At 30.4% G+C, this 6,000-nt stretch carries 5 protein-coding genes; all 5 read left to right on the forward strand.

All coding sequences use genetic code 11. From position 1 onward, the window contains the following. The first annotated feature begins 180 nt into the window (after positions 1 to 180). The gene (locus tag PEPTYR26121_RS08340) at positions 181 to 777 is read left to right on the forward strand and encodes a TetR/AcrR family transcriptional regulator (protein WP_180500951.1); all 597 of its coding nucleotides are present in this window, start codon (positions 181 to 183) and stop codon (positions 775 to 777) included. Between the two features lie 4 nt (positions 778 to 781). Then, the gene (locus PEPTYR26121_RS08345; RefSeq protein WP_180500953.1) at positions 782 to 2,500 is read left to right on the forward strand and encodes an ABC transporter ATP-binding protein; all 1,719 of its coding nucleotides are present in this window, start codon (positions 782 to 784) and stop codon (positions 2,498 to 2,500) included. Beyond that, positions 2,493 to 4,229: an ABC transporter ATP-binding protein gene (locus tag PEPTYR26121_RS08350; protein WP_180500954.1), complete on the forward strand. Its 1,737-nt coding sequence runs from the start codon at positions 2,493 to 2,495 to the stop codon at positions 4,227 to 4,229. Before PEPTYR26121_RS08345 ends, PEPTYR26121_RS08350 begins: the two co-directional genes overlap by 8 nt. A gap of 363 nt (positions 4,230 to 4,592) precedes the next feature. Continuing rightward, the gene (locus PEPTYR26121_RS08355; RefSeq protein WP_019192382.1) at positions 4,593 to 4,802 is read left to right on the forward strand and encodes an SHOCT domain-containing protein; all 210 of its coding nucleotides are present in this window, start codon (positions 4,593 to 4,595) and stop codon (positions 4,800 to 4,802) included. 59 nt (positions 4,803 to 4,861) lie between these two features. Beyond that, positions 4,862 to 6,000 (forward strand): recombinase family protein (locus PEPTYR26121_RS08360; protein ID WP_180500956.1); only part of this gene is annotated, 1,139 nt, incomplete at its 3' end.

Genomic DNA, 6,000 nt, shown 5'->3' on the forward strand with positions numbered 1-6,000 from the left:
ATATTTTCTAAGCGTATGGATGCGTTCGCGGTATTGCTTCGGACTTAGACCTCCTATCTAAAACCATTTGCCATTATTTAAAGAAATTAATTAAGAAGTGTAAGTGAAGCTATTGACGATGATTATCAGCATTGATACAATTATACCGACAAGAGTGTCGGTTTGGAGGTTGTTTATGAAATGAAAATGGAAGCTGATGAAAGAAAAAAACAGATTAGACAAGCAGCCATGAAAGTCTTTTTGGACAAAGGGTTTAGAAATACAATCATGAATGACATTATGGAAGCTACCGGGCTTTCTAGAGGTGGATTGTATCATCATTACAGTTCTACTTATGAAATTTTATATGACATTATGGTAGAAGGTAATTTAAATAGAAAGGATATGGTTAAAAAATCAATTTATGCTGAAGATTTAATATTAAGTCCACAGTTGTTTTCAAAAATAATCATAGACAAGATACTTGCGGATAGTGATTATGTAAAGCTTTATGCCATGTTTTTATGTGAGTTAAAAGAAAATGATGATCTGAAAGACTTATATGTGAAAATAAAAAAAGAGTCCATACAAGTATTTAAAGAATTGTTTTCTACTTTGTTTAACGAGTTACCGTCTGATGAGACATTTGAATTTATGGTTAATATTATAAATTCTGGATTGATGGCTTGCGAAATTTTGAATGCACGTGAGAATTTCGTAAAAAATAAGAAATATCTAACTGAAATGATAGAGACTTATTTTACTAATGTAATGAAAAAAGATGATGAAAGGAGTTAAATTTATGGATTTATTAAAAAAATACATTAAGAGAAATAAAGCACCATACTTTATTTCTGTATTGTTTGCAATACTTGGAGTAATTTCAAATCTTTTTGTATATATTATTCTAAGTAAGATAATCATATCATTGATTGATAGTAGCCAAGATTTTTATTACTATATAAATAAAATTTTCTTGATACTTTCATGTCTTGTAATCAAAGAAGTGTTTATGTTTTTGTCAACAATGATTTCTCATAAAACAGCCTATCAAATAATACGAGATATAAGAAAAAGTCTTATGGAAAAATTATTTAATATGCCATTAGGAGACATATTGAATGAGTCTACCGGTAAGTTAAAAGATATAATTGTAAATCAAGTTGATAATACTGAAACAACATTGGCTCATATGATTCCTGAGATGACAGCTAATTTAGTCGGACCTATAATATTATTTATTTATATGTTAATTTTAGATTATAGATTAAGTTTAATATCTTTAATTCCATTAGTTATTGGTGGATTCTTTATGGCAGGGCCTATGAAAAGGATGAAGGTAAAGTTTCCACAAGCAGTTAAAATTGGCCAAGATATGAATAATTCTGTAGTTGAATATATAAATGGAATAGAAGTTATTAAAACATTTAACCAAGGCGAAAAATCTTACAGAAAATATAGGGATAATGTGTATAAAAAGGCAAATTATTATTACGATTGGATGGGAGAAAATACAAGAGACTATGCGATAAGTATGTCTATTGCTCCAGTTGGTATTTTGACAATTATACCCTTTGGTTTATATTTCTGTATGAATGGTTCACTAGATGGTGGCGTATTTTTAACATTGATCATTCTTTCTTTTGGGACTATTCAAAACATTATGAGAGTAATGACTTTTGAGGATGATATTGGAAGAATGTCAACTATTTTCGAAGAGATTAAAAATATACTTTGTGCGAGAGAATTATCTCATAACAATGCAAATCTAGATATAAAAAATCATAATATAGAGATGAAAAACGTAGATTTTTCTTATGAAAAAGATAAGCAAGTCCTAAATAATATAAATATAAATATAGAAGAAGGATCTGTGAATGCTTTAGTAGGTGAATCGGGTTCGGGAAAGTCGACTATTGCAAAACTAATTTCAGGATTTTGGGATGTAGATAGTGGTTCTATAAGTATAGGAAATGTAAATATTAAAGACATGTCCCTTGAAAAGCTATCTACTATTATTTCCTATGTAGCACAAGATAATTTTCTTTTTGATATGTCAATTAAAGATAACATCAGAATAGGAAATAAAAATGCTAGTGATGAGGAAATAATTGAAGTATGTAAGAAATCGGCCTGCCATGATTTTATTATGAAGCTGTCAGATGGATATGATACGAGAGTAGGAGAAGCCGGTAAACATCTATCTGGAGGAGAAAAACAAAGAATATCTATAGCAAGAGCCATGCTAAAAGATGCTCCAATAGTTATTTTAGATGAGGCGACCTCTTATATCGACCCTGAAAATGAGGCTTTGATTCAAGATGCAATATCAGAGCTTGTCAAAGGAAAAACTTTAATTATAATTGCCCATCGTTTAAAGACAATAATCGATGTAGATAATATATTTTTAATTAAAAATGGAGAACTTGCTTGCAAAGGAAGCCATGAAAAGCTTTTGAAGGAATCAAAAGATTATCACGATCTTTGGGTAACTGCCTTGAAAGGAGAAAAAGATGCTTAGTGTTTTTAAAAAAATATGGAGTTTTTCTGTTGAAGAACAAGTGCATATAAAAAAATCAATCTTTGCTAATTTTTTCGGCTCTATTTTTAATGCTTTACAATTTGCAGCAATTTATTATGCGATATTTGGGATAGTAAACAAGGATATAAGCTTCAAAACAATAGGAATATCAAGTTTATTTTTATTAATTAGTATAGCCGGAGTAATTATTTCAAAAAATTCCTCTATGCTCAAACAAACACATGCCGGATATTTTATGGCTGGACACAAGAGAATTGAATTAGGAGAAAAAATAAAAAAAGTTCCCATGGGATTCTTCTCAAGTTTAAGTTTAGGAAATTTAACAACTATTGCAACTACTAACTTAGATAATATAGAGACTTGGGTTCCAACTTTGTGTATTATGGTTTTCGGTGGTATGCTTAATGCTATTGTTTTTATCTTATCCTTATTTTTGTTTTCTTATAAGGTAGGTATTGTAGCAATAGTTGGTTCTATTGTATTTTTAATGATCATTGCTCGTATGCAAAAAAGGTCAAGTAAAAATGCAGATAAGATTCATGAGATTCAGGTATCACTTACCAAAGAAGTCTTATCAACATTGCAAGGAATGCAAATTATAAAATCATATAATTTACGAGGAAGTAATAATAAAAAACTTGACAAGAGCTTTGATAGTGCTAGTAAATATTCTTTTGATTTAGAAAAAACTATAATGCCATATAGTTTATTAGCTAAAATCATAATAGCTATAACAATTTGTTTGATGTTGTTTATTTCAATAAAATTATATTTTGTTGAAAATGGTCAAATAGTCAATACTATTATGATACTTATAGCAAGTTTTGTAATATTTGACGGGCTTATTACATCTGGATCTGCTATGGCAATGCTAAGAATGGTTGAGAATGCAATAGATTCTTATTCCTACGTAAATAATATGGAAGATATGGAAGAAGGAGAGGTTTCAGAGCCTATAAAAAATCATAATATAGCCTTTAAAAATGTTTCTTTCTCTTATGATGATAGACCAATTTTAAAAAATGTATCAGCAGAGATAAAAGAAAATACCATGACTGCCATTGTCGGCCCATCTGGATCCGGTAAGACAACATTTTGTAATCTAATAGCGAGATTTTGGGATGTAAACTCTGGAGAAATTTTAATCGGAGGAAAGAATATTAAGGATTATAAGATAGAAAATCTTATGAATTCAATCTCCATGGTATTTCAAGACGTCTATCTCTTTGAAGATACAATTGAAAACAATATAAAATTTGGTAAACAAAATGCAAGCCATGAAGAAGTAGTTCAAGCTGCCAAAAAAGCAAGATGTCATGAATTTATAGAAGCTTTACCGGATGGATATGACACTATCATTGGGGAAGGTGGAGCAAGTCTATCTGGGGGAGAAAAACAAAGAATATCTATAGCAAGAGCCATGCTAAAAGACGCAGGCATCATAATCTTTGATGAGGCAACTGCAAATATAGACCCGGAAAATGAAGATAAGCTTAAAGAAGCTATAGAACAACTTACAAAAAATAAAACAGTCATCATGATTGCCCACAGACTAAAGACAATAAGAAATGCAGATCAGATTTTAGTCTTAAAAGCAGGAGAAATAGTAGAACGTGGAAATCATGAAGAACTGATTAAAAATAATGGACTTTATTCTGACCTTATAAATGCAAAGGCGAAGGCAGAATCATGGAAGTTAAATAATTGATTAAACGATAGATAATGAGACTGGTATTAGGCTAGTCTCTTTTTTTTTGACCTATTAACACTTTTTAATAGAGATGTTGATTTACATAAAAAACTAATTTAAAAAGCTAATCAATTAAATTGCATCAAAATAGAGAGGGTTAGGTGCACGCTTTAAAGAGCGGGACAATCACTTTAAAACTACTAGTATTCATGAAGTAATTATCGTTGTTCTCTTTTTATTTAATCTGTCTATTTCGATATTTATATTAATGGCAATAAACTTTACTCAAAAACACTTCCTTTGTCCTAAGGAATATAGAGGAAAGAAAATTAGGGTTAAAAATAGACCTGATTTCTTTGCCTGTGATATAGGAGGTGGAGTATGAGAGTAGAAAAGTTTAAAGGTAGAAAAGAAATTTTAAAAACTGAATACACAGAAAGAGATTTAAAAGCAGAGCTTAACTTTTATCTATCGGATAAATTCATCCAAGACCTCTTTCTTTTAGATGAAATTAGCCTTGAAGAATATAGGAAAATTAGGAGAGAAAACATTAAAAGATTTAGACCTATTCTTTCAGAATTATTGCTATAAGACTTGATAAATACTCACTTGTACGGGAATATAGCACTAAGAGAAAGAGAGGTGAGACGATGAAAAAGATAACAAAAATAGAAGCGAATCAAAAAGAAGAATCTACATTAAGAGTTGCTGCCTATGCAAGAGTATCTACAGATGAGGAAACTCAGCTTGTGAGTTTTAAAACGCAAAAAGCACACTATGAAAAGATGATAGCAGAGAACAAGTCATATACTTTTGCAGGTTTATACTTTGACGAAGGCATCACTGGAACAAAGAAAGAATGCAGGGATGGACTTCTAAAAATGTTAAAAGACTGTGAAGACGGAAAAATAGACTTTATTCTAACCAAATCCATATCAAGGCTTGCAAGAAACACGACAGATTGTTTGGAAATCGTAAGGAGACTCCTCGATTTAAACATTGGTATCTATTTTGAAAAAGAAAATATTGATACAAGAACTATGGAAAGCGAGTTGATGTTATCCATACTTTCATCACTGGCAGAAAGTGAGTCCAGGTCTATATCAGAAAATAACAAATGGTCTATAAAGAAGAGGTTTCAAAATGGAACTTTTATTATTTCAAGCCCACCCTATGGCTATGAGAATATAGACGGAAAGATAGTAGTGAATGAAGAAGAAGGAAAAATAATAAAAGAAATATTTGAAAAGTATCTTTCAGGTAAGGGAACGCACAAAATAGCAGAAGACTTAAACAAAAGAAAGATTAAAGGACAAAAAGGAGCAATCTGGCATGGGTCAACTGTAAATGGAATCCTAAAAAATGAAAAATATGTAGGCGATATCATATATCAAAAGACTTATACAGACGATACTTACAAGAGACATAAAAATAATGGGGAAGAAGACCAGTATAAGATTATAGATAACCATGAAGCCATTGTAAGTAGAGAGGATTTTGAAAAAGTACAAGACCTAATAAAGATAAGGGCTATAGCAAAAGGAAACGGAAAAGACACTAAAAGATATCAAAATAGATATAGCTTATCAGGAAAAATCAAGTGTGGAGAATGTGGTTCAACCTTTAAGAGAAGACATCACTATAATGGCAAAGAAAAATATATAGCTTGGACTTGTAGTGAACACCTAAAAGATATTAATAAGTGTTCTATGAAGTTTATTAAAGACAAGGACATAAAACTAGCTTTTGTAACTTTAGTTAACAAGCTAATCTTTGGAAAAGATAGTAT

Source organism: Aedoeadaptatus nemausensis (assembly GCF_903819165.1).
GTDB classification, from domain to species: Bacteria; Bacillota; Clostridia; order Tissierellales; family Peptoniphilaceae; genus Aedoeadaptatus; species Aedoeadaptatus nemausensis.